At 36.5% G+C, this 22698-nt stretch carries 25 protein-coding genes and 1 riboswitch; of the genes, 23 read left to right on the top strand and 2 right to left on the bottom strand.

The window, feature by feature from the left end:
- The first annotated feature begins 13 nt into the window (after positions 1 to 13).
- The 13 genes from LDM92_RS01870 to LDM92_RS01810 all read left to right on the top strand — a co-directional run bounded on the left by LDM92_RS01870 (position 14) and on the right by LDM92_RS01810 (position 10916).
- Complete coding sequence (locus LDM92_RS01870) at positions 14 to 901, top strand: CvfB family protein (protein ID WP_223901797.1); 888 nt, start codon at positions 14 to 16, stop codon at positions 899 to 901.
- A complete protein-coding gene (gene xerD, locus LDM92_RS01865) occupies positions 894 to 1793 on the top strand; it encodes a site-specific tyrosine recombinase XerD (protein WP_373868635.1) in 900 nt (299 codons plus the stop codon). The genes LDM92_RS01870 and xerD overlap by 8 nt, the downstream gene beginning before the upstream one ends.
- 9 nt (positions 1794 to 1802) lie before the next feature.
- On the top strand, positions 1803 to 2165 hold the full coding sequence (locus LDM92_RS01860; protein ID WP_223901795.1) for a reductase: 363 nt from the start codon (positions 1803 to 1805) through the stop codon (positions 2163 to 2165).
- Positions 2158 to 2895 carry a segregation and condensation protein A gene (locus LDM92_RS01855; RefSeq protein ID WP_223901794.1) on the top strand — a complete coding sequence of 246 codons (738 nt, stop codon included), beginning with the start codon at positions 2158 to 2160 and terminating at the stop codon, positions 2893 to 2895. Before LDM92_RS01860 ends, LDM92_RS01855 begins: the two co-directional genes overlap by 8 nt.
- Positions 2885 to 3493 carry an SMC-Scp complex subunit ScpB gene (gene scpB / locus LDM92_RS01850; protein ID WP_223901876.1) on the top strand — a complete coding sequence of 203 codons (609 nt, stop codon included), beginning with the start codon at positions 2885 to 2887 and terminating at the stop codon, positions 3491 to 3493. Before LDM92_RS01855 ends, scpB begins: the two co-directional genes overlap by 11 nt.
- Complete coding sequence (locus LDM92_RS01845; RefSeq protein ID WP_223901793.1) at positions 3493 to 4212, top strand: pseudouridine synthase; 720 nt, start codon at positions 3493 to 3495, stop codon at positions 4210 to 4212. Before scpB ends, LDM92_RS01845 begins: the two co-directional genes overlap by 1 nt.
- Positions 4213 to 4241: 29 nt before the next feature.
- Positions 4242 to 4356, top strand: a riboswitch (FMN riboswitch).
- 81 nt (positions 4357 to 4437) lie between these two features.
- A complete protein-coding gene (locus LDM92_RS01840) occupies positions 4438 to 5124 on the top strand; it encodes an ECF transporter S component (protein ID WP_223901875.1) in 687 nt (228 codons plus the stop codon).
- A gap of 103 nt (positions 5125 to 5227) precedes the next feature.
- Entirely contained in the window at positions 5228 to 5710 is a 483-nt protein-coding gene (locus LDM92_RS01835; protein WP_223901792.1) for a LysM peptidoglycan-binding domain-containing protein, read from the top strand.
- 39 nt (positions 5711 to 5749) lie between these two features.
- Entirely contained in the window at positions 5750 to 6436 is a 687-nt protein-coding gene (gene cmk / locus LDM92_RS01830) for a (d)CMP kinase (RefSeq protein WP_223901791.1), read from the top strand.
- A gap of 60 nt (positions 6437 to 6496) precedes the next feature.
- Positions 6497 to 7702, top strand: a complete 1206-nt coding sequence (rpsA, locus tag LDM92_RS01825; protein WP_223901790.1) for a 30S ribosomal protein S1 — start codon at positions 6497 to 6499, stop codon at positions 7700 to 7702.
- Positions 7703 to 7762: 60 nt separating this feature from the next.
- The gene (gene der / locus LDM92_RS01820) at positions 7763 to 9073 is read left to right on the top strand and encodes a ribosome biogenesis GTPase Der (protein ID WP_223901789.1); all 1311 of its coding nucleotides are present in this window, start codon (positions 7763 to 7765) and stop codon (positions 9071 to 9073) included.
- A 184-nt stretch (positions 9074 to 9257) separates the two neighbouring features.
- Complete coding sequence (hbs, locus tag LDM92_RS01815) at positions 9258 to 9533, top strand: non-specific DNA-binding protein Hbs (RefSeq protein WP_034979230.1); 276 nt, start codon at positions 9258 to 9260, stop codon at positions 9531 to 9533.
- 126 nt (positions 9534 to 9659) lie between these two features.
- Entirely contained in the window at positions 9660 to 10916 is a 1257-nt protein-coding gene (locus LDM92_RS01810) for a tetratricopeptide repeat protein (protein ID WP_223901788.1), read from the top strand.
- A gap of 151 nt (positions 10917 to 11067) precedes the next feature.
- Here the strand turns inward: LDM92_RS01810 and LDM92_RS01805 are convergent, their stop codons facing one another.
- The gene (locus LDM92_RS01805) at positions 11068 to 11955 is read right to left on the bottom strand and encodes a YitT family protein (RefSeq protein WP_223901787.1); all 888 of its coding nucleotides are present in this window, start codon (positions 11953 to 11955) and stop codon (positions 11068 to 11070) included.
- A gap of 87 nt (positions 11956 to 12042) precedes the next feature.
- Between LDM92_RS01805 and LDM92_RS01800 the strand changes: the two genes are divergently transcribed.
- Positions 12043 to 13242 carry a CCA tRNA nucleotidyltransferase gene (locus LDM92_RS01800; RefSeq protein WP_223901786.1) on the top strand — a complete coding sequence of 400 codons (1200 nt, stop codon included), beginning with the start codon at positions 12043 to 12045 and terminating at the stop codon, positions 13240 to 13242.
- Between the two features lies 1 nt (position 13243).
- Here LDM92_RS01800 and trhA read toward each other — a convergent pair whose 3' ends face one another.
- Positions 13244 to 13909 carry a PAQR family membrane homeostasis protein TrhA gene (gene trhA / locus LDM92_RS01795; protein ID WP_223901874.1) on the bottom strand — a complete coding sequence of 222 codons (666 nt, stop codon included), beginning with the start codon at positions 13907 to 13909 and terminating at the stop codon, positions 13244 to 13246.
- 121 nt (positions 13910 to 14030) lie between these two features.
- Between trhA and fakB the strand changes: the two genes are divergently transcribed.
- The 9 genes from fakB to hslV all read left to right on the top strand — a co-directional run bounded on the left by fakB (position 14031) and on the right by hslV (position 22694).
- The gene (gene fakB / locus LDM92_RS01790) at positions 14031 to 14891 is read left to right on the top strand and encodes a DegV family protein (protein ID WP_223901785.1); all 861 of its coding nucleotides are present in this window, start codon (positions 14031 to 14033) and stop codon (positions 14889 to 14891) included.
- 3 nt (positions 14892 to 14894) lie between these two features.
- Positions 14895 to 15125: a YozE family protein gene (locus LDM92_RS01785; protein WP_034979215.1), complete on the top strand. Its 231-nt coding sequence runs from the start codon at positions 14895 to 14897 to the stop codon at positions 15123 to 15125.
- A gap of 51 nt (positions 15126 to 15176) precedes the next feature.
- Complete coding sequence (gene ylqF / locus LDM92_RS01780; RefSeq protein WP_223901784.1) at positions 15177 to 16016, top strand: ribosome biogenesis GTPase YlqF; 840 nt, start codon at positions 15177 to 15179, stop codon at positions 16014 to 16016.
- Positions 16013 to 16768, top strand: coding sequence for a ribonuclease HII (gene rnhB / locus LDM92_RS01775; protein WP_223901783.1), 756 nt, complete (start codon positions 16013 to 16015; stop codon positions 16766 to 16768). Before ylqF ends, rnhB begins: the two co-directional genes overlap by 4 nt.
- Before the next feature lie 45 nt (positions 16769 to 16813).
- Complete coding sequence (gene dprA / locus LDM92_RS01770) at positions 16814 to 17665, top strand: DNA-processing protein DprA (protein WP_223901782.1); 852 nt, start codon at positions 16814 to 16816, stop codon at positions 17663 to 17665.
- Positions 17666 to 17726: 61 nt separating this feature from the next.
- Positions 17727 to 19838, top strand: coding sequence for a type I DNA topoisomerase (gene topA / locus LDM92_RS01765; protein WP_223901781.1), 2112 nt, complete (start codon positions 17727 to 17729; stop codon positions 19836 to 19838).
- Positions 19839 to 19925: 87 nt separating this feature from the next.
- Entirely contained in the window at positions 19926 to 21242 is a 1317-nt protein-coding gene (trmFO, locus tag LDM92_RS01760; protein ID WP_223901780.1) for a methylenetetrahydrofolate--tRNA-(uracil(54)-C(5))-methyltransferase (FADH(2)-oxidizing) TrmFO, read from the top strand.
- Position 21243: 1 nt separating this feature from the next.
- Complete coding sequence (gene xerA, locus LDM92_RS01755; RefSeq protein ID WP_223901779.1) at positions 21244 to 22173, top strand: site-specific tyrosine recombinase/integron integrase; 930 nt, start codon at positions 21244 to 21246, stop codon at positions 22171 to 22173.
- Positions 22170 to 22694 carry an HslVU peptidase proteolytic subunit gene (gene hslV / locus LDM92_RS01750; protein WP_045928061.1) on the top strand — a complete coding sequence of 175 codons (525 nt, stop codon included), beginning with the start codon at positions 22170 to 22172 and terminating at the stop codon, positions 22692 to 22694. The genes xerA and hslV overlap by 4 nt, the downstream gene beginning before the upstream one ends.
- Positions 22695 to 22698 lie beyond the last annotated feature (4 nt).

Here is a 22698-nt window from a genome sequence, read left to right as displayed (position 1 = left end):
TAGGAGAAAAATCATGCTTGGCACAATTGCAACTGGAAAAATAATAGACCAAAACGAAGATTCTTTTTTTGTTCAAATTGACGGAATTACATATGAACTGAAAAGAAAAGAAATTACACAGGAAGAAAAGCCACAGCTTGGAGATCAAATCAAGGGATTTTTATACGATGATAAGCAGCACAATCGTGAAATGACGCAATTCTTACCTTTTGCTCAACAAGATCAATATGGCTGGAGTAAAGTCACTGAGGTAAAATATAACTTGGGTGTTTTCGTAGATATTGGCTTGCCAGATAAAGATGTCGTAATTTCAATGGACGATTTACCCTACGACAAAGAACGCTGGCCTCAACCAGAAGATCAGCTTTTGGTTCACCTTGAAACAGATGAGAAAAATCGTATTTGGGCAAAACTGGCAGATGAAAATATTTTTGAACAGTTAGCAGCTCATTTTCCTGACGATATGAAAAATAAAGATATTTTTGGAACCGTATATGCGTCTCGTGAAGTAGGTGCATTTATAATCACCAAAGAGTATTATTTAGGTTTTGTTCATCCATCACAAATGGCACGTCCCTTGCGTTTGGGTGAGCAGTTCAAAGGTAGGGTGGTTGGTATTAGCCAATATGGTCGCTTAAATCTGAGTACTCTGCCACGAGCTTTTGAGGAAATTGATGATGATGCACAAATGATTTTAATGAGTTTGCGCAGGAAAAAAGATAAGACCTTACCTTTTTACGATAAATCTGACGCGCAGGAGATTAAAAATTATTTTGGTATTTCCAAGTCGGCCTTTAAGAGAGCTTTAGGACATTTACTTAAAGCTAAATACATAATGGAGGATAAAGATGCTGGTTCCATCTCATTATTAAAAGATCCAGAAGATGCCCAAAATGACTAATTTATCAGAACAAGTTGAAGATTATTTAAGATATAGTCAGGTTGAACGCGGCCTGAGTAATAATACGATAACAGCGTACAGGCAGGATTTAACATCTTTCATTCGTTTTCTCCAAAAGGAAAATTTGACTTCTTGGCCAACTAAAGTCCTTGACATTGATGCTTTTTTGGCTGAACAGCGCGATCAAAAAAAGGCCACAAGTTCTATTAGCCGCTTAATTACCAGTTTGCGTAAGTTCTACCAGTGGCTGGTAAGACAAAATATTCAAAAGCTCAATCCAATGCTCGAAATAGATTCTCCTAAAAAGCGTCGTACTCTGCCAGTGGCTTTGACAGTTAATGAAGTTAATAAATTACTCCAGCAGCCTGATACTAAAAAGAAGTTGGGCTTACGTGATAGAGCTTTACTTGAAACTCTGTATGCAACTGGGATTAGAGTGAGCGAATTAATCAATCTTAAATTTACCGATTTGCATGAAGAGTTGAGACTGGTCAAAGTTTTTGGCAAGGGTTCAAAGGAACGATTGATTCCAATTAGTGAAGTAGCTTTATCCTGGATTGACAGTTATAAGGAAAAGGTTCGTGATCCTTTAATATTAAAAATTGGCAAAAATACTGATTTTATTTTTCTTAATAGTAGAGGAAGCTCTTTAACAAGACAAGCCGTTTGGCAAATTATTAAGCATTATTGTAAAATGGCGGGTATTCAAAAAAATGTCACTCCACATACTTTAAGACATACATTTGCAACACATTTACTGGAAAATGGGGCAGATTTACGTGTTGTCCAAGAAATTTTAGGGCATTCAGATATCAGTACGACACAAATTTATACCAATTTGTCGCAGAAACATATTTTACAAGTTTACGAAAAAACGCATCCGCGGACATAAGGTGATTAAATGCTAATTGAATGCAAAAATGATAAAGAAAAGGTAGCCATGGGATTGTTATCTTATTTGCCTGATTTTAAAAATCTGGCTAATCTCAAGGATGAAATTCAATTAAACAAAAGTAGTACCGAGTTTTGCTTATACCTCTATCGTTCCAAGGCTCCTAATTTTATAGGAGTGATAGGTACACAATCAAGTAAACATTTTGTAATCATTCGTTATATTTCTTTTGCTCCTGATTATCGAAAAGCTAAGTACGAAGCCAGAGCAGTTCAAGAGTTAGCACAAAATAATCCCAGCAAAGTAATTACTGCTGTTCCTGAATATATTTATTTAATTAAGTATTTAAAAAAGGCACAGAAAAATGAGTGATAGTCTTACCCTTGAACTGCCTAACTTTGAAGGTCCTTTAGACCTGCTATTACATTTAATAAAAGTGCAAAAAATTGATATTTATGATATTCCCATAGCACAAATTACCAGCCAATATCTAGCTTATTTGCATCAAATGCAAAAACTTAATTTAAAAATTGCCGGAGAATATTTTGTTATGTCAGCGATGCTTTTGCGGATCAAATCTCAATCTCTTCTTCCGCAAAATGATTTTACTGAAGAAAATGATGAACAGGAAGATCCCCGGGATGAGTTAGTGCAGCAGCTTATTACTTATTCAGTTTTTAAAAAAGTATCAGCATACTTTAAAAAGCGCAATGAAGAAGTACCGATCACTGCTGCAAAAGAAGAAAGCGCACCAGAAAGTAAAAAAATTCAGCCGTTGCCAAAAGGACAGATTACTTCAACAGAGTTAGCCAATACTTTTGTAATTGTGTTACAAAGGATGAAAATTAGACAGCCTGATATTGTTTCAGTTGAAGTTAAAGAAACTTCTGTCAAAGAAATGAGTGTTTTTTTGCAAAAAGAATTGCTGAGGCGGAAGCAAATAAGCTTTTTTGCCTGTTGTCAAAAAATGAAAAATTTATCTGACGTTATTGGTCTGTTTTTGGCACTGCTTGAACTTTGTAAAAAACAGGAAATTCGGGTAAAACAAAAGAGGATGTTTGGTGACCTGGACTTGGAAAGAGTTGGTAGTAATGATAAGTAAAATGGCGCAGTTAGAAGCGCTATTATATGTTGCCGGCGATAATGGTATTGAAAGTAGCAACTTATGCGAACTTTTGCAGGTCGGTAAACCTGCATTGCGAGAAATAAGCAAAAATTTACGAGAAAAATTACAAAAAAATCCTGATTCAGGGTTACAAATCCAGCATCTCAATGATGTTTACAAATTGACCACTAGGCCAGAGGCAAGTAAAACAATCGAAAATTTTTTTCAAAAAGATTTATCAAAGAGCTTAAGTCAATCGGCATTGGAAATACTATCTATTATTGCTTATCGGCAACCAATTACACGTGTAGAAATAGATGACATCAGAGGCGTAAATTCGTCCGGGGCTCTGCAAACATTAATGTGGCGTGGATTAGTAAAGATTAATGGTAAAAAGGATGCACCAGGTCATCCTAATTTATACGTCACAAGCGAGTACTTTTTGCAGTACTTCGGGTATCACAGTCTGGCTGATTTACCCTTAATAGAAGATTTCGAAGATGATAGCATCAATAGTGAAGGTGAAATAGATTTATTTGCAGCTAAAGGTCAAGCTGATAAAAATATTGCAAAAACTCAAAAAGGAGCAAAATAATGGTTTTAGAACGGTTGCAAAAAGTAATTGCTGAGGCGGGCATTGCGTCACGACGTAAGGCAGAAAAAATGATTTCTGATGGCCGAGTCACTGTTGATGGCAATGTAGTCACTAAACTTGGTACTAAAGTGGATACTTTTAGTAATATCACGGTTGATGGTGAGCCCATTGAAAGAGAAAGTTTACATACCTACCTATTTTATAAGCCTCGAGGGGTGGTCTCAACTGCAAATGATGATAAAGGCAGAAAAACGGTAGTTGATTATTTTAAAGATTTACCTTATCGTCTTTATCCTATCGGCAGACTAGACTATGATACTTCTGGCTTGCTTTTAATGACCAATGATGGTGAACTGGCTAATTTATTGATGCATCCGCGTAACAATGTAGCCAAGGTTTATGTGGCTAAGATTTCTGGCATTTTGACGCCTGATGAAATCAGTCAGCTAAAGCATGGGGTCAAAATTGATCGTCATCGATGTGCTCCTGCAAAAGTTAAGGTTATTAGGACTGATCGTAAAAAGGACAATCAGATAGTGCAGTTGACAATTCATGAAGGTCAATATCATCAAGTAAAAAGAATGTTCAAGGCAGTTCACCACCAGGTGAAAAAATTAGCACGCGAGAAATACGCTTTTCTTACACTTGATTCTCTCATTTCAGGAACGTACCGAGAATTGTCTCATGAAGAAGTTGACAGATTAAAAAACGTAGATTAGTATAGTATGTGAAATTTGATAAATAAGTTTGTTGTCTTCATGGCAGGGTGAAAGTCCCGACCGGTGGTGTAAGTCCACGACCCACGCAAGTGGTGGAATCTATTGAGATACCGATAGTTAGAGTCTAGATGAAAGAAGACAGACTAAACTAAAAGCCAAGATCTTAAGCTTACTTTTACTCGGTCTGTTGCTAGAAGCAACAGACCGAGTTTTTTGGAGGTAAGAATTTTGCAAAAAAAAAGCAGAAATAATTTAGTTAATATTTTGGCTTATACTTTAATTGGTACAATTGCCTATGTATTAATGCTTTTGGAGATACCATTGCCAATAACTAGTTTTCTAAAATTTGACTTCTCGGATGTCGTAATTACAATTGGGACGTTTTTATTCGGGCCCGGACCTGGTATCTTTATCGCTTTTGTCAGAATGCTGATCAATTTAATATACAAAGGCTTTGCTTTGCCAAGTTTAGTTGGTCAGTCTGCGGCTTTTCTGGCATCAATATCTTTTGCTTTGCCATTTTATTATTTAACAAAAAATATTAGCAAAGATGAAAAGAATTTTTCTAAAAAATATTTAAAACCAATTTTAGGTATTGTTCTCGGTATTCTAGCAATGGCTTTCGTACTATCTGTACTAAATGCATTAGTTTTGACACCATTTTATGCAGTAACTACTGTACCAAACCTGCCGGCAATACATGGATATTCTGGTTTGCTTTCTTTTACTGAAAAAGTATACTTGGGTAAACTGCTACATATTCCTTCAATGAGCGCGTATATTTTTGGCATCATAGTTCCGTTTAATTTGTTAAAAGGAACTATTAACGGTATTGTAGTTTATTTACTATTTGAAACTGTTTTAAGAACTTTTAAACCTTTTGTCAGAAAAAATTTCAATCTTAAAAACTAAATTTTAAAATATTGTAAATCGGTCTAGTAAATGACCGATTTTTTTGTCCACTTAAATGTTAAATATGCTAAAATTAAACAGGTTAGGTAAGGAGGTTTTTTAGATGAATAATAACTCAAAAGGACCATATCAGCACTATAAGCGTCCACAAAAGCCAAGAGTAGAAACTTATTCTTCTGTATCAAAAGGCTGGATTGCTTTGATAATACTGATTATAGTTGTTCTTATTAGTCTTGTGCCTGTGGTTCATCACTTGGCAGCAAACAATAACTCACATGAAAAAGTAGTTGAAGTACGTAAGACCACCAAAAAAGCACATACTAAGACAAAAGCTAAGGTTGCGCCTGTAAAAAGCAAAGAAACTAAAACTAAGGCAAATACAAAGAAAAAAACAGAATCATCTAAAAAAACTCCAAGTAAGCCTAAAAAGAAACGTGTTGTGATTAAACAATACGTCGTACAAGAAGGGGACTCGTTGACTAGTATTGCCCAGCACTTTAACATTTCAGTTAGCCGTTTGGCAGAGTTGAATCAACTTGATCCCAACAGTCAGGTGGACACAGGACAAACCTTAAGAATCAGATAATTTAGAAAGGATGGGGACTTAGGTCCCTTTTTTATTGGAATGCAAATAGCAATTGATGGTCCAGCTTCAGCTGGAAAAAGTACTGTAGCAAAAATTATTGCCCATAAGCTTAATTTTACATATATTGATACCGGCGCAATGTACCGCGCGTCGACTTGGATTGCACGAGAAAATAACGTTAATTATGGTGATGAAAAGGGCATTTTAGCTGCAATTGACCACGAACAGATTGAATTTAAGCTTGAAAATGGTCAGCAGAAAATATATGCCGGTAATAAAGATATAACTCAAGCAATACGTACTCCTGAAATTTCAGCTAATGTGTCTCAAGTTTCAGCATTAGCCGGCATCAGGGAAAAAATGGTTAGTCTCCAAAGGCAAATGGCTGGTGAAATGAATGTGGTGATGGATGGACGTGATATTGGCACTACTGTTTTACCTCACGCTGCAGTTAAAATCTTTTTGGTTGCTTCAGTTCATTCTCGCGCTGAGAGAAGAATGCTCGATTTTAAGGAAAGAGGGATTGAAACCAGTCAAACTCTTGCAGAAATTGAGCACGACATTTCAGAAAGAGATTACAAGGATTCACACCGTCAAATTTCACCTTTAAAAAAAGCGGAGGATGCAATCGAAATAGATACTACTTCTATGACTATTGACCAGGTCGTCGAGGCAATTTTATTTGAAATTAAAAAAAGTCAAAAAAAACTACAAAAAAGAATATAAAACAGTAGAAAAATATCAAACTTTCATTTAGAATTAGAGTATGATATTGGGAGGTAAATAATGTCAGAAAACAGTAATCAATTTTTAGATGCATTAAAGCAAATGCAAGGAGTTGAGGTCGGAGATATTGTAGATGTTGAAGTATTAGACGTTGAAGAAGGTCAAATCGATGTTGGTGTTGAAAATGCCGGTATTGAAGGTGTGATTCCGCGTCGTGAATACACTTCGGATCGCAACGTTGACCTACGTGAAGCAGTTAAGCCGGGCGATAAACTTAAAGCTTTAGTCTTAAGAAAAGCTGGCGGTGACAAGGAAAATGGTGAATTTTTCTTCTCAGTTACTCGCTTAAAGGAAAGAGAAGCATACGACGAGTTACAAAAAGACTTTGAAGAAGGCAAAACAATCGAAGGTACGGTTACCTCTTCTGTTCGTGGGGGTTTATTAGTTGATGTAGGTACAAGAGGATTTTTGCCTGCTTCACTAATTTCAAATCGTTACGTTTCAGACCTTAAGCCATTCATTGGTAAAACAATGAAACTTAAGATTACAGAGATTGATCCAAGTAAGAATCGTTTAATCCTTTCTCATAAAGACTTGATTGAAGAAGAACGTGAAGAAGCCTTTGATAAGGTTGCATCACAACTAGTTGTGGGTGATGTTGTTGAAGGTAAAGTTTCTCGTTTAACTAACTTTGGTGCTTTTGTTGATGTAGGCGGCGTGGACGGCTTAGTTCATATATCCGAGATTTCATATAAGCATGTTGACAAGCCAAGCGATGTTTTAAAGGCTGGCCAAGATGTAAAAGTTAAAGTAATAGGTATTGATGATGATAGACATCGCATCTCCCTTTCAATTAAGCAAACTGAACCTTCTCCATTCGAACAAGCCACAGCTGACTTACACGAAGGTGATGTGTTTGAAGGCGAAGTTAAGTCTTTAACTAACTTTGGTGCTTTTGTTGAAGTTGCTGATGGTATTCAAGGTTTAGTTCATGTTTCAGAAATATCATATAAACACGTAGACAAGCCAAGTGATGTTTTAAAAGTTGGTCAAAAAGTTAAAGTTAAAGTTTTAAATATTGACCCTAATGAGCATCGCATTTCACTTTCTATGAAAGCTGCTGAACCTAAGAATTCTGAAAGTGAAGGAAATCGTTCACGTAATTCTTATAATCACAATTCTGTTAACAAGAAGTATATGAATAATGATGACAGTGGCTTTGCTTTAGGTGACATCATTGGTGACCAATTAAAGGATCGTCGTTAAATTTAATTAAAAAAGCCGACTTTTGAGTCGGTTTTTTTATTTGTAAAAGGAGGCTGAAAAATGGTTTTACCTGTAGTTGCGATTGTAGGACAGCCTAATGTTGGTAAATCAACGCTTTTCAACCGTATTATTAATCAACGTTTAGCAATAGTAGAAGATAAACCTGGTGTAACTAGAGACCGAAATTATGCTCCAGCTGAGTGGCTGGGACATAAATTTGATCTAATAGATACTGGGGGAATTACATGGGCAAATAGTAATATTGAAGAAGAAATCAGGGCGCAAGCGGAAATAGCAATTGAAGAAGCTGACGTCATTGTGTTTTTAACTAATGTTACTAATCATGTTACTAATCTTGATGAACGGATAGCCCAAATGCTTTATCAAACTAAAAAGCCAGTGATTTTAGCAGTTAACAAAGCAGATAATCCTGAACAACGCATGGACATTTATGACTTTTACAGTTTAGGTTTTGGTGATCCAATCCCAATCTCCAGTGTACATGGAACAGGTATTGGAGATTTACTTGATCAAATAGTCGCAAGCTTGCCTAAAGATATAAGCTTGAACGATAATGAGCAAATATCATTTAGTGTTATTGGTAGGCCCAATGTAGGTAAATCTTCAATTGTTAATCGCCTAGTAGGCGAAAAACGGGTGATCGTTAATAACGAAGAAGGAACTACCCGAGATGCTGTCGACACACCCTTTAAAACTAAGGACGGCACCAAATTCAGAATTGTTGATACGGCAGGTATCAGAAGGCGAGGAAAAGTCTACGAAAAAACTGAAAAATATTCAGTAATGAGAGCGATGGGGGCAATTGAACATTCTGACGTTGTCTGCTTGGTTCTTGATGCCAGTACAGGCATTAGGGAACAGGATAAACATGTTGCCGGCTATGCTCATGATGCTGGACGTGGCCTTATAATTTTAGTTAATAAATGGGACTTGCCAAAGAAAACCAGTAATAGTGGCAAGGACTTTGAACAAACTATTCGAACTGAATTTCAATATCTCGATTATGCTCCAATCTTATTTGTCTCGGCTAAAACTGGTCAAAATATAGAAAAGATTCCCAAACTAGTACAAACAGTTTATCGCAACCAACAACAAAGAATTAAGTCCAGTGTATTAAATGATCTATTATTAGAAGCAAGCAAATTGGTGCCTACACCAATGATTAAAGGCAAGAGATTGCGGGTTTATTACATGACCCAGGTATCTGTTAATCCGCCAACATTTGTAGTTTTTGTAAATGATCCTGAATTGATGCATTTTTCTTATCAACGCTTTTTGATTAATCAGTTACGTGAAAATTTTGATTTTTCGGGAACCCCAATTAAGATAATTGCACGAAAAAGAAAATAGTTTGTATCTACCAAATGCATAAAAATCACATTTTTAGTTTAAATTGCTTGTTGTATCAAGGGTTTTGTGCTATTTTGAAATCAAGGAAATAGTGGTTTGAATAATCATTTATTCCTTGTTCCATATTTGAGGAACTAATCAGGAATCTTAAAGCAAGGTTCAAGTTTCAGGAGGTGAATTCCCAATGGCAAATAAAGCAGAATTAGTCACTGAAGTTGCATCAAAAACTAAGTTAACCAAAAAAGATGCAGCTGCAGCTGTTGATGCAATTTTTAGTTCTATCCAAGATGACCTTTCTAAAGGCAAGAAAGTACAATTAATTGGCTTTGGAACTTTTGAAGTGCGTAAGCGTGCAGCCCGTAAAGGACGTAATCCACAAACTGGTAAAGAAATTCAAATTCCAGCAAGTGTTGTGCCAGCATTTAGGCCTGGTAAAGCTCTTAAAGAAGCTGTTAAATAGCTTAATAGTTTTATCTAAAAAGATGGTGGCTAATTCGCCATCATCTTTTTTGTGTTATCATTTAATAATGATTAATTGCCCATGATAATTGGCCATATTTAGATCGTAAAAAATGGAGGAATGAGAATGAGCTACTCTGAAAAGCTTCTAGATGCAATTGAGCAGCAGGACTTTTCTCAAGAAAAAATATTATTAAAAAAGGCTTTGGAAAATGATAAACCTGAAATTCTAGCATCTTTAGCTGAAAATTTAGTGGGATTGGGTTTTTCAGATTTAGCTAAAGAAATATATCGCAGCCTAATTGCACGCTTTCCCCAGGAGGATATATTTAAAATTTATTTAGCTGAGATTTTATTAAATGATGGTAGAGATGAAGATGGTCTAACTCTGCTCTATAATATTGCTCCTGATTCTACCTCTTATCTTGACAGCCTATTAGTTCAAGCTGATTATTATCAAAGCAATGGATTGGTTGAAACGGCCTATAAAAAGCTGTTAGAGGCAGAAAAAATTGCCCCAGATGAAGATGTCGTAAAGTTCGGATTGGCTGAACTGGATTATCTTAGTGGAAACTACGACCAGGCTCTTAACAGGTATCAAGATTTGATAAAACGACATAAAACTTTTAGTGAAGTGAATTTAAATGATCGACTTTTTCAAACTCTTGCAAAATTAGGACGCTATGAAGAAGCCGGTGAAGTTATTGCTAAAAATGGCAATGATATCCTTGATATTGATAGCAAATATCAGGCTGCATTAGTTATGTTAACTTTGCATAAAGATGACCAGGCAATTAAATACTTAAATGAGGTAATTGATCAGAGTCCCGATTATGTAAATGCATACCGCTTGCTTACTACAGCTTACGAGCACAAAAACAATAATGAACAGGAATTGCGTTCTGCTCAGGCCGGTCTTGCCTACAATGAATTAGATCCAGTTTTATACAAGAAAGGTGCACAAGCAGCAATTAAACTGAATGAATTAGATACAGCTGAAAACTTGCTAAAAAAGGGGATTAAAAAGATTCCTGAAAGTTTTGACTTACGCATCCAGTTGTCTAATCTTTATGTCACAGAAAATAAGAATGAAGAAAATATTGCTCTTTTTGCTAAGGTTGACGAAGAAGATTTAGAGCCGCAAGTTCATTGGAATTTAGCTCTTTCTTACCAAAATTTAGATCAGAGCGCAAAAGCCAAAAGTGAATTTTTACTGGCTTATCCTGAATTTAAAAACAATAGTGCCTTTTTAAAGCAAATGATACGCTTTTTTAATACTGAACCGAATGCTAAAGATATTGTCAGTGAGTTACTTAAGTCGTATTTGAAACTTGAACCCGAAGATACTGAAATGCAGGATTTATATGATGAATTACGGACATAATGGGAAAATACAAGCAGCCAGATGATAAAAAATATCTCTTATTTTTGTCCCAATCTCACTATTTATAAATTTAACAGGCTAATAAATCATTATAGGTTTATTAGCCTGTTGTTTTTTGCCAACCTTCACGGAATTAGCTTGATGTTATGAGTTATTTTCTTATCAAAAAATGATTGCTTTTTTGCTTATATGTAAAACCCTCTCCTAAGACTTCATGTACCTCAATGACGCTTACAAAAGCCTGGGGGTCTTCTGTAGCTATTAACTCTTTTACTAAAGGAATTTCTCGTGGTGAAACTACCAGATAGATTACAGGCCGCTTAGTTTTTTTAAAGCCACCGCGAGCTTCAAAATAAGTAAAGCCGCGATCTAATTTCAGGTCTATCATTTTGGCTATTTGCTGATAATTATCCGAAATAATAATTAAGCCACGTGCAGAATAGGCTCCTTGCTGAACTGCATCCATCACCCTGGAAAGAATGAATGCAGCCACTAAGGTATACATAATATGTTTAAGGTCTAAATATGATAACGATGACAATAAAATAATCGTGTCACAGACCAATAAAACTTTGCCAGAAGACATGCCATATTTCATTTGCATAATGCGGGCAATAATATCTGTCCCTCCAGAAGTACCGTTATATCGAAAAACCAGGCCCAGACCAATACCAGAAAGGGTTCCAGCAAGTATGGCGGACAAGAAGAGGTCGTGTTCTAAGTTCAATTGATATATAATAGGGATTAAGCGCCAGAACCATAAGAAAAATGACAGCCATAAAGTGCCCCAGATAGTATAGGCTAAAAGTCTTTTTCCCATGGAACGATAGCCTAAAATAATTAAAGGGATATTTAATAACAGAGATGATAGACCCATATTAATGCCCCAGAAATGTCTCAAAAGCAGAGTTATGCCACTAATCCCACCATCTGTGAGCTGGTTTGGCACTGAGATCATGTCAAGACTGAGGCCATAAATGCCACAGCCAATCATAATCATTATAAGTTCAAAAATAATTTTTTTGTTAATCTTTTTCATGATAATAAAACTTTCTCTATATAAATTAATACTTTAAAACTACCATAAATTAAAAATAAAAACACAGATAAATGAGTTGAGATAATAATGATAAAAATAAATAATTTACCACCGATTTTTACAGCCTCGTTTCCCGTGCTTAAGCAGTTAGAACAAGCTGGCTATGAAGCATATTTTGTTGGGGGAGCGGTTCGCGATTTAATTTTAAAAAGGCCGATTCACGACATAGATATTGCTACCAGCGCATACCCAGAAGAAGTTAAACAAATTTTTCCCAAAACTATTGATACGGGAATTAAACATGGTACAGTTACTGTTTTAAATGATGGCGCTAGTTACGAAATTACCACGTTTAGAACAGAATCAGGCTACCAAGACTTTCGCAGACCGGATCATGTCACTTTTGTGCAAAATCTGGCTGAAGATTTGAAAAGACGTGATTTTACCATCAATGCATTGGCAATGAATAGAACCGGTGAAGTAATTGATCTTTTTAACGGATTAGGGGATTTGCAAAAGCACCTTATCAAAGCAGTAGGAGATCCCATGAAAAGGTTTCATGAAGATGCTCTACGTATGATGAGAGCAGTCCGCTTCATGAGTCAGCTTAATTTTGAGCTTGAATCTCAAACTAAAGAGGCAGTGAGTGACTTACATCAATTATTGTCCAAAATTTCAGTTGAAAGAATTCGTGATGAATTTGTCAAAATGGGTACTGGAATAAATTCGCGGGATGCCTTCAAAATTTTTTTACAAACTGAGTTAAGTGAAAGTGTACCGGATTTTGCCGGCAAAAGTGATTTATTGGCAATTTATCCTAAATTAAAATTTAATCCCAGTATGGAAACTAGTCTTTGGTCTATAATTATTATTTTGTTAAAAATTTCCGATAACCAAATAGCACGCTTCATGCGTGATTGGAAAAATTCAAACGCTATGACAGAAAAAGTTAGAAAAATTGTGGCTCTGTTTGATTTGATTTCTGAAAAGTCGCCTTCTGATCTTGAGTTGTTTAATGCCGGTAAAGACATTTTGTTAAACACAATAGATGTAGCACATATTTTGGGACAGCCGGTCAATTCCGAAGCATTGGTCGATCGCTATACTGCTTTGCCAATCAAATCAATGTCAGAATTGGCTATTGACGGGCAATTCTTAATTGCAAACGGCATAAAGCCTGGTCCGAAATTGGGACAAATACTCAATGAAATTAAGCAAAAAGTTATTTCAGGCGAGTTAGGCAATTCTAAGGATGATATTCAAGATTATTTGCAGCAAATGAATTAACCTAGACATAGAATAGCACAGAGAAAAACATTAAAGCCGAGCCTAAAATGACGAACAGGTGCCAGATTACGTGAATAAAAGGAATTCTTTTCATTGTGTACAATAGGGCACCAACAGTATAAGCTACACCACCGCTAACTAAAAGCCAAAAACCAACAGGGCTGAGTCGCACATACAAATGGTTACCAGCTAAAATCACCAACCAGCCCATGGCCACATATAAAATAGTATCTAGTATGACATGTTTACCACGATTAAAAATGTAGTAAATGATACCAAATATTGCAATTATCCAGACCAGAGCAAATAAAAGTATGCCCCATTTGCCACCTATTGCTACTAAGGAAAAAGGAGTATACGATCCTGCAATTAACAAAAAAATTGATGAATGATCAAAAATTTGAAAAACATTGCGAGCCCGAGTGAAAATGAGACTATGGAAAAGTGTAGAGAAAAGATAAAGCAGAAGCAAACAGGAGCCATAAATAGTAAATGTAACAATTCTCAATGGACTATGTGTTGAAACAGCTTTGATAATTAAAAGTACTAATCCGGCAACTGCCAGGCAAAAACCAATTCCATGCGTGACAGCACTGAGAATATTATCTACTAGGTAATAAGTTTTGGATCTTTGTGCAGGTTCTTGCCAAATTTTTTGCAATTTCATCATGAAACAGTTTGTTCGCTTTCTTTTTTTTGCTAGTTTTTTTGCTATAATAATTTATAATTAACACAGTTCACATTCTATCATAAATGAGAACATCAAATCAGAATTGAGGGCGAGTACGTTGTCAGAAATTAAAATTTTGACTGATTCTTCTGCGCAGTTAACACCGGAAGAAATTAAAAAATATCATATTACCGTTGTGCCTTTATCGGTCACAATCGATGGTAATAATTATCTTGATGGGGTGGAAATAACCCGGCAGCAATTTGTCCAAAAAATGAGTGAATCTAAAAAGTTGCCAACTACGAGCCAACCGCCTATAGGAACCATGGTTGATGCGATTAATGAGTTAACTAAAGATGGTAGCGAAGTCATTGGTATATTTTTGGCGAAGGTATTAAGCGGTACAATTGATGCAGCTCGTCAGGCAGTCAAGCTAACTGGTAAATCAGATTTGGTACATATAGTTGACTCTGAATTAACTGACCGCTCAGAAGGCTTTCAGGTATTAGCCGCTGCACGGGATATTGCCGCTGGCAAAAGTATTCCTGAAATTTTGGCTCATATTGAAAAAATTAAAAAAACGCAGCGTTTGCATTTACTTATTGTCAATTTAGAAAATGTGGTTAAAGGTGGACGCCTAGGTCCTTTAGCTGGTAAAATTGTCAACATGCTTAATATACACATTGAATTGCAAATGCCGAATGGTCATTTGAAAATTGCAAAAAAAGGAAGAGGCAAGAAGTTTTCTTTAGCTTTTGATAAACGCATTTTAGATGAAATTGAGGCCAACAAAGAAAAAATCAAGGAAGTCGGTATCTCATACGTTGCAACGGGCAGCACACCGCAAAAGCTGCTTGATTTTGCCCAAAAAATTAAAGATATTAATTCCAAAATTGATGTTTTAGTGCGAGAAACCAGTCCTATTATTGCAACGCACGCAGGGATGGGTGCTTATGCAGTTTTATATTATACGGAGTAAAAATTGGCATATAGAGAGAGCTTTTATCGCTATTTAATGACTCAGCGGAATGCTGATTCAAATGATGAAGTTGCACAGTTTGCAAATAATGCGCAAAATGACCAGACTTTTCCTAAACAAGAGCAGAATTATGAAAAATTATCTGATTATCTTGAGCTTAATGGTGGTTATTTACCAAGCATGAGCATTTTTGACAAAGCATATCAAATGTATCGTGAAAAGATGACGTATTAAACTAGGGCTCCCAAGTGATAAGGGGCCCTTTTCGCGTAAGAAAGGCAAAAAATGGTTAATATTCAGTGGTATCCCGGGCATATGAATAAAGCTCGCAATCAACTTGAAGATAAAATGAATTTAATTGATGTCATTATAGAAGTTTTAGATGCACGTATTCCTCAATCGTCACGCAATCCGATGATCGAAAAACTTGTTGGTGACAAACCACATTTAATTATTTTGAATAAAGCTGATTTGGCAGATCCAGTGATGACTAAAAGATGGCAAAAAAAATTTACCACTAAGGGTAAGTTTGTGATGGCCTTGGATTCTCTTCATAATACTAACATGCAAGTGTTAGTGAAGATGATCAAAAAAGCTGCTGCAGCGAAAATTAAAAAATTACAACAAAAAGGTGCAACTAGTCCTGTTATCAGAGTTGCAATAGCTGGAATTCCCAATTGTGGCAAGTCCACAATTATTAACCGTCTTGTTGGTCGCAATGTGACCCAGGTTGGTAATAAGCCAGGCGTAACCAAAGGACAAAATTGGCTCAAAACAGCCGATAATATTCAAATTTTAGATACACCTGGTATTCTGTGGCCTAAATTCGAAGATCAAACAGTCGGACTAAAGCTTGCAGCACTGGGAGCAATTAAGGATACTGTTTTTAGCGCTGATGATGTTGCCTTATTTTTGTTAGCAAAGTTACGTAAACACTATTTAAATGATTTAAGCAAGTTTGCTAGAACTTCCAAAGAAGAAATTCAAAATATCAATGATACTGATCTGCTACTGGCACTGACGGAGGAATATGGTATGCGTGACGATTATGATCGTTTCTCTATGTATTTATTGCAAAGATTGCGTAAAGGAAAAGTAGGAAGGATTACTTTGGATCGGTTATGACAATTGGTGAAATAAAAAAATTACTGGCACAGGGCTCAGTCAATCCAAAAGATTTAAAAATTTTAGAAAACGATACACGTGTCGGTGTTCAAAAGCTCTTACTTAGTTACCATAATCGCCAGCAAAAATTGGCCAAGAAAAAAGCTGCTTTCACAAAAAGGTTTGCCTATGAGAAAACTTTTTGGGCCAAAAAAGAGCTTGTTGCAGGGGTAGATGAAGTCGGCAGAGGACCATTAGCTGGTCCTGTTGTGACAGCTGCTGTAATTATTGATGACAATTTTGATTTGACTGATGTCAATGACTCTAAAAAATTAAGCGCCAGTCGCCGCCAAGAATTATATCCTTTAATTTTAAAGGAAGCAGTTAGTGTGGCAATCGGCCTAAAAAGCCCGCAAGTGATTGATGAAATAAATATTTATGAAGCAGATCGTTTGGCAATGGCTGAAGCTGTAAAGAATTTAGACGTTAAACCTGATGCTCTGCTTGTTGATGCTATGCAAGTACCAGTTAAATTGCCACAGATTCGGTTAATAAAGGGTGACGCCAAATCAAATTCAATTGCTGCTGCTTCAATTGTTGCCAAAGTATTCAGGGATAACTTGATGGCGGACTATGCCAAAATTTATCCTGAATATCATTTCGATAAAAATGCTGGCTATGGCACTAAAGCTCATCTTCAAGCGCTGACAAAATATGGACCAACACCAATTCACCGCAAAACTTTTGCACCAGTGAATGCTTTTCAAAAATAAAAAAATATATCTCCTTTTTACGTATTTGTATTTAGGAGGTTTTTTATGAAGATTACCAATTTTCTCTTGCGCTTAAAATTACAAAAAGGTATTGGATATGTTAAGATGTTACAAGTTGCCAGTCAGTTGCAACTTGCTGATATTGATATTCAGACTATTAAAAACTTAAATTTGACAAGTAATTTGATAAAAGTTTGTCTGAATGCTTATAATGACAGATATGCAGATAAAATGATCAGAAGAATAGAAAAGCAATGTCGGGTTATTAGCTTTTTTGACGCAGAATATCCCGAAAAACTACGTCAAATATATCAGCCACCTTTAATTTTATTTTTACAGGGAAATTTGGAATTACTTCAGAAAAGAATCATAACAATTGTAGGTTCCCGTCAAGCCACTAATTATAGCAGCCTGGTTTTGAATAAACTTGTGCCTAATCTAATAAAGGATGATTTTATTATTGCCAGTGGACTGGCTAAGGGTGTGGACGTTATGGCGCATAAGGCGGCACTGAAATTTAATGGTCAAACAATTGCAGTGGTTGGAAATGGTTTAAACCATTTTTATCCGCAAATAAACCAACATGTGCAAAAAGAAATTGCTCAAAAAGGCCTATTAATGAGTGAATATTTGCCTGATACTCCACCCAGGCCTTATAGATTTCCCCAGCGAAACAGAATTTTGGCTGGAATAGCTGACAGTGTAATTGTTACTGAGGCAAAGCAGAAGTCAGGTTCTCTAATTACAGCAAACCTGGCTCTACAAGAAAATCGGGACATTTATGCTTTACCAGGTCCTATTACCAGTGAACTATCTCAAGGACCCAATAAACTAATTCAAGCGGGTGCTTATCCAATCACTGATTTTGACTTGCAACTTGAAAGATTTGACAATTAGTAGTTAAATATTCTATTCTCAAATGAGTATTTAAAAAAGAATTTAAATGAGGAGGCTTTTGATGCCTACTAAATCAAAGCCAAAGAAACGTAAGAAGACGCTAGTAATAGTTGAGTCTCCTGCTAAAGCTAAAACAATTGAAAAATATTTAGGACGTAATTATCGTGTAATTGCTTCTAAAGGTCATATTCGTGACTTGCCTAAGTCGCAAATGGGAATTGATTTTGATAATAATTATAAGCCAAAATATATTTCTATTAGGGGTAAAGGTGATACCATTAAGGAACTTAAGTCGGAAGCTAAAAAAGCCAAAGATGTTTATTTGGCATCTGACCCAGACCGTGAAGGTGAAGCAATTGCTTGGCATGTTGCTCATGTGCTCAATTTAGATCAAAAAGATAAAAATAGGGTGACATTCAACGAAGTCACTAAAGATGCTGTCAAAAACAGTTTTAAGAACCCGAGAACAATCGACATGGATACTGTCAATGCTCAACAAGCTCGCCGTATTTTAGATAGAATTGTTGGTTATTCGCTCTCGCCAATTTTGTGGGAAAAGGTCAAAAAAGGTTTGAGTGCCGGACGTGTTCAGTCAGTTGCATTAAAATTGGTAATTGATCGCGAAAAAGAGATCAAAAATTTTAAGCCACAGGAATATTGGACAATTGAGGCAGAATTTAAGAAATTAAAAAAGACTTTCACAGGTCAGTTTTGGGGTATTAATGGCAAAAAGACTGATTTACCCCATAATGATTCTGTCAAAAAAGTTTTGGCTAAAATTGATAAAAAGAAGAACTTTCAAGTCGAAAATGTTGTTAAACGTGAGCGTCGACGTCAGCCTGCCGCTCCCTTTACAACTTCGACAATGCAGCAGGAAGCAAACAAACGTCTAAATTATCGTACGAGGAGAACGATGAGCATTGCCCAGCAGCTTTATGAAGGCATTAGCCTGGGTAAACAGGGTACAGTCGGTTTGATTACCTATATGAGAACTGATTCTAAACGGACATCCCCAATTGCACAGGCGGAAGCCTCTAAATTTTTAAATGAAAATTATGGTAAAGAGTATGCTGCTAAAGGAGCGCGCCATTTCAAAAATCAAGAGGATGCTCAAGATGCCCATGAAGCAATCAGGCCAACCAGTGTTTATCGCACCCCAGAGTCCCTCAAAGCAGTTTTAACTACTGAACAATATCGCTTGTATAAATTAATTTGGTCAAGATTTTTGGCCAGTGAGATGACTCCAGCTGTTTACGACACAGTAAGAGCAGATATTACGCAAAACGGAGTGATATTCAGGACTACCGGCTCAAAAATGAAATTTGCCGGCTTCACAAAAGTTTATGATAATCAACAGGAAAAAAATGTTGAATTACCTGAATTAAACGACGGAGATAAAGTTAAACTAGCTAAATCTGATAATAAACAACATTTCACCATGCCCCCTGCAAGATACACTGAGGCCAGTTTAGTCCATTCGCTAGAAGAAAATGGTGTTGGTCGTCCTTCCACTTATGCACCAACTATTGATACCATTCAACGTCGTTATTATGTTAAATTAGACGGTAAAGCAATTGTCCCGACTGAACTGGGAGAAATTGTAGATAATTTAATTGAGAAATTTTTCCCTGACATTGTTAACATTGATTTTACTGCGCAATTGGAAAATGATCTTGACGGAATTGAAGAAGGCAAGAAAAATTGGGTTAAAGTAATTGATGATTATTATCATCCCTTTAAAAAGGAGCTAGATAAAGCTGACGCTGATATCAAAAAGGTGCAAATAAAAGATGAGCCTGCCGGTTTCAATTGTGATATCTGTGGTGCGCCGATGGTTATTAAAATGGGACGCTATGGTAAATTTTACGCCTGCTCACGTTTCCCAGATTGTCGCAATACAAAGGCAATTGTAAAAAAGGTTGGCGTTATTTGTCCGAAATGCGGCAAAGGTGACGTGATTGAAAAAAAATCAAAGCGTAACCGCAAGTTTTATGGCTGTTCACGTTACCCTGATTGTGACTTTGTTTCTTGGGACAAGCCTATTAACCGAAATTGTCCTAACTGTGGCCATTTTCTAGTTGAAAAAAGAAATAAAAAAGGACCTGTTGTTCTTTGTCCAAATGGCGATTATAAAGAAGAAACAAGTGCTGAAAAAGATACTGTAGAAAGTTAAATTTATGTTAATATCATCAGATCAGTCATGATTTGATGATATTCTTGTATATAAAGTAAAATAATTTTAGTAAAGGAATATGATCATATGCCAGAAAAAGTTACTGTAATTGGAGGCGGTCTGGCCGGAAGTGAGGCAGCCTGGCAACTAGCAAAGCGTGGAATTGCTGTTGATTTTTACGAAATGCGTCCTAAAAAAATGACCCCGGCGCATAAAACAGACAAGCTGGCTGAATTGGTGTGCACAAACTCAATGCGTTCAAATCAGTTATCTAATGCTGTAGGTTTATTAAAAGAAGAAATGCGGCAGCTTGATTCGCTTATTATGGCAGCTGCTGATCATTCCCAGGTACCTGCTGGTGGAGCATTAGCAGTTGACAGAGAGCAGTTCAGTGATTATGTGACCAGTAAGCTTAATGCAATGTCAAATATTAATTTTCATACCGAAGAGATTACCCAGATTCCGCAAGATTGTATTGCAATTATTGCTACCGGTCCCTTGACTAGTGATAAACTGGCCGAAGAGATACAAAAGTTTTCAGGTAATGAAAGCCTGCATTTTTTTGATGCAGCGGCACCTATAATTGCGGCTGATTCGATTGATATGGATATCGTCTATAAGAAATCTCGCTATGACAAAGGTGAAGCTGCATATCTAAATTGTCCTATGACAAAGCAAGAATATGAAAGATTTGCTCGGGAATTGGTTAGTGCGGAGACTGCAGAAGTTCACAGCTTTGAAAACAGTGATGTTTTTGAGGGCTGTATGCCGATTGAAGTTATGGCTGAAAGAGGTATGAAAACTATGCTTTTTGGTCCACTTAAACCTGTAGGATTGGAAAATCCAGCTACGGGAAAAACTCCCTATGCAGTTGTTCAGCTTAGACAAGATAATGCCGTAGCCTCAATGTATAACATCGTTGGCTTTCAGACTCATCTGAAATATGGTGAACAAAAACGAGTTTTTTCCATGATTCCTGGTCTGGCTCATGCTCGTTTTATCAGATACGGCAAAATGCATCGCAATACCTATATGGCTTCACCAGCCGTATTATCTGCTACATATGAGGCTAAAAAGCAACCTGGATTGTTTTTTGCGGGACAAGTGACTGGAGTTGAAGGCTATGTTGAAAGTGCTGGCAGTGGCCTGGTTTCTGGCATTAACGCTGCTAGAAGAGCCAGTGGTCAAGAACCGGTTGCTTTTCCTAAACTAACAGCTTTAGGATCAATGGCTAATTACGTAACTACTGCTGACATCAAGCATTTTCAACCTATGAATGCCAGTTTTGCATTAATTCCGGGACTTGAAGGTTCTAAAGTGCGCAACAAGAAAGAGCGCCACTTAAAAATCAGCCAACGCGGTCTAGAATGTCTTAAGGAATTTCAACAGGAAGTGCTGCATTAAGATGGACGCTAAAAAAGATGAGCAGGTAGAGCTGTTTACTTCATATTTGCGTATTGAACGTCAATATAGTCCCAAAACAATAATGTCTTATCAAACGGATTTACTGGAAGCAAAAAAATTTTGGCAGGAAAATGGCGGCTTTAATGGTTGGTCAAAAATAAATAGACGTGATGTTGAAATTTTTTTACAAAACTTAACAGAACGTAAATTAGCGCGTTCGACGCAAGCCCGTAAAATGTCCAGCCTCAGGTCGTTTTATCACTTTTTAACTAGACGAAAAATTGTTAAAATAGATCCAACGCAAACAATTGTTTTGCGCACTAAAGAACGCAAATTGCCCCAGTTTTTTTATGCAACAGAAATGAAACAGGTATTTGACTCTTTAAGTGGAAATGACCCCTTGACTTTGCGTAATTTGGCATTAATTGAATTATTTTATACTACTGGGATGAGGGTTAGCGAGGTAAGCAGTTTAAGAAGAAAACAAGTAGATTTAGATTTAAAGATAATTTTGGTACACGGTAAAGGTAATAAAGACAGGTACGTTGCGTTTGATGATAAAACTAAAGCTGCCTTTGTTAATTATTGGGAAAATGGTAGAAATCAACTTGTAAACGGTGCTGATGATTCAAATTATGTTTTTCTAAATAACAAAGGCAAACCATTAACGGATCGTGGCATCGAATATATTATGCAAAAGATTTTTAATGAGGCTGGCATTAACGGTAAGGTACATCCGCATGAATTGCGCCATTCCTTTGCTACGGCAATGTTGAATAACGGCGCAGATTTACGCAGTGTACAGGAACTTTTGGGTCATGATAATTTATCTACCACTCAAATATATACTCACGTGACTATGAGCCACTTACAGGCAAATTATGAAAAGTACTTTACTCGCAACGATAAGAAAGACGAGGCAAAAAAATGACAACAATATGTTCAGTAAAATTTAATGGGAAAACCGCAATTGCGGGAGATGGACAGGTAACCTTGGGTGAAAAAGTAATTGCCAAATCTACCGCTAAAAAGATTAGACGAATTTATCACGATCAGGTTGTAATTGGCTTTGCTGGAGGCGTAGCCGATGCAGTCAGTTTGCAGGACATGCTTGAAGGGAAATTAGAAGCTTTTGGGGGCGATTTGCGCAGAGCTGCTGTGGAAATGGCTCAAGCCTGGCGTAAAGATGCTACTTTACAAAAACTGGAGGCCATGCTTATTGCTTTTAATGAAAAAGATCTTTTATTAATTTCTGGCAATGGTGAAGTGCTTGAACCTGACGAAAATGTGGTTGCTATTGGTTCTGGTGGTAACTTCGCTCAGGCTGCAGCCATTGCAATGACCAGACATTCGTCCAATATGAGTGCCAGCGAAATTGCTCATGAAGCTGTTGAAATAGCTTCTGGAATTGATATTTTTACTGATAATCAGATTATCACTGACGAATTGTAAAAAA

The sequence above is a fragment of the Lactobacillus laiwuensis genome (genome assembly GCF_019972835.1).
In the GTDB taxonomy this organism is placed as follows: domain Bacteria; phylum Bacillota; class Bacilli; order Lactobacillales; family Lactobacillaceae; genus Lactobacillus; species Lactobacillus laiwuensis.
The sequence above is the reverse complement of the archived record's forward strand: the minus strand, read 5'-3'. Positions and strand labels throughout refer to the sequence as shown.

What these genes read in the sequence shown, in the direction of transcription:
- LDM92_RS01870 (WP_223901797.1), top strand. Translation starts at nt 14, where the DNA reads ATGCTTGGCACAATTGCAACTGGAAAAATAATAGACCAAAACGAAGAT.
- xerD (WP_373868635.1), top strand. Translation starts at nt 894, where the DNA reads ATGACTAATTTATCAGAACAAGTTGAAGATTATTTAAGATATAGTCAG.
- LDM92_RS01860 (WP_223901795.1), top strand. Translation starts at nt 1,803, where the DNA reads ATGCTAATTGAATGCAAAAATGATAAAGAAAAGGTAGCCATGGGATTG.
- LDM92_RS01855 (WP_223901794.1), top strand. Translation starts at nt 2,158, where the DNA reads ATGAGTGATAGTCTTACCCTTGAACTGCCTAACTTTGAAGGTCCTTTA.
- scpB (WP_223901876.1), top strand. Translation starts at nt 2,885, where the DNA reads ATGATAAGTAAAATGGCGCAGTTAGAAGCGCTATTATATGTTGCCGGC.
- LDM92_RS01845 (WP_223901793.1), top strand. Translation starts at nt 3,493, where the DNA reads ATGGTTTTAGAACGGTTGCAAAAAGTAATTGCTGAGGCGGGCATTGCG.
- LDM92_RS01835 (WP_223901792.1), top strand. Translation starts at nt 5,228, where the DNA reads ATGAATAATAACTCAAAAGGACCATATCAGCACTATAAGCGTCCACAA.
- cmk (WP_223901791.1), top strand. Translation starts at nt 5,750, where the DNA reads ATGCAAATAGCAATTGATGGTCCAGCTTCAGCTGGAAAAAGTACTGTA.
- rpsA (WP_223901790.1), top strand. Translation starts at nt 6,497, where the DNA reads ATGTCAGAAAACAGTAATCAATTTTTAGATGCATTAAAGCAAATGCAA.
- der (WP_223901789.1), top strand. Translation starts at nt 7,763, where the DNA reads ATGGTTTTACCTGTAGTTGCGATTGTAGGACAGCCTAATGTTGGTAAA.
- hbs (WP_034979230.1), top strand. Translation starts at nt 9,258, where the DNA reads ATGGCAAATAAAGCAGAATTAGTCACTGAAGTTGCATCAAAAACTAAG.
- LDM92_RS01810 (WP_223901788.1), top strand. Translation starts at nt 9,660, where the DNA reads ATGAGCTACTCTGAAAAGCTTCTAGATGCAATTGAGCAGCAGGACTTT.
- LDM92_RS01805 (WP_223901787.1), bottom strand. Translation starts at nt 11,955, where the DNA reads ATGAAAAAGATTAACAAAAAAATTATTTTTGAACTTATAATGATTATG.
- LDM92_RS01800 (WP_223901786.1), top strand. Translation starts at nt 12,043, where the DNA reads ATGATAAAAATAAATAATTTACCACCGATTTTTACAGCCTCGTTTCCC.
- trhA (WP_223901874.1), bottom strand. Translation starts at nt 13,909, where the DNA reads ATGAAATTGCAAAAAATTTGGCAAGAACCTGCACAAAGATCCAAAACT.
- ylqF (WP_223901784.1), top strand. Translation starts at nt 15,177, where the DNA reads ATGGTTAATATTCAGTGGTATCCCGGGCATATGAATAAAGCTCGCAAT.
- rnhB (WP_223901783.1), top strand. Translation starts at nt 16,013, where the DNA reads ATGACAATTGGTGAAATAAAAAAATTACTGGCACAGGGCTCAGTCAAT.
- dprA (WP_223901782.1), top strand. Translation starts at nt 16,814, where the DNA reads ATGAAGATTACCAATTTTCTCTTGCGCTTAAAATTACAAAAAGGTATT.
- topA (WP_223901781.1), top strand. Translation starts at nt 17,727, where the DNA reads ATGCCTACTAAATCAAAGCCAAAGAAACGTAAGAAGACGCTAGTAATA.
- trmFO (WP_223901780.1), top strand. Translation starts at nt 19,926, where the DNA reads ATGCCAGAAAAAGTTACTGTAATTGGAGGCGGTCTGGCCGGAAGTGAG.
- xerA (WP_223901779.1), top strand. Translation starts at nt 21,244, where the DNA reads ATGGACGCTAAAAAAGATGAGCAGGTAGAGCTGTTTACTTCATATTTG.
- hslV (WP_045928061.1), top strand. Translation starts at nt 22,170, where the DNA reads ATGACAACAATATGTTCAGTAAAATTTAATGGGAAAACCGCAATTGCG.